This window comes from Pseudomonas sp. MWU12-2319 (genome assembly GCF_023242525.1).
Taxonomy (GTDB): Bacteria; Pseudomonadota; Gammaproteobacteria; order Pseudomonadales; family Pseudomonadaceae; genus Aquipseudomonas; species Aquipseudomonas gingeri_D.
Map to the genome: position 1 here is coordinate 1 of NZ_JALJES010000076.1, position 383 is coordinate 383.

The 383-nt window shown below is 44.9% G+C and carries 1 tRNA gene; it reads right to left on the reverse strand.

Annotated features, from left to right (window positions below):
* Window positions 1–228 precede the first annotated feature (228 nt).
* A tRNA-Ala gene (locus M5C01_RS32820) sits at window positions 229–304 on the reverse strand.
* Window positions 305–383 lie beyond the last annotated feature (79 nt).

Genomic DNA, 383 nt, shown 5'->3' on the forward strand with positions numbered 1-383 from the left:
ATGAAGACGACATTCGCCGAAAATTCGCAAAACTCTTAAGAGTCACTCACAAATTTTACCTTAGCCTGATCCGTTACCAGTGAAAGTAACGTTCAGTCTATCTTTCTATCACATACCCAAATTTTTAAAGAACGATCTAATCAAAGACTAGAAATCAACATTCACCATCATCAGGATGGAATGCTCATTTCTAAGCTCTAAACAAGAAACAGCAAAAACAGCAGTAAGTGGTGGAGCCAAACGGGATCGAACCGTTGACCTCCTGCGTGCAAGGCAGGCGCTCTCCCAGCTGAGCTATGGCCCCGTATTTCTACAGGCTTTTCCCACACAAAATTGGTGGGTCTGGGCAGATTCGAACTGCCGACCTCACCCTTATCAGGGGT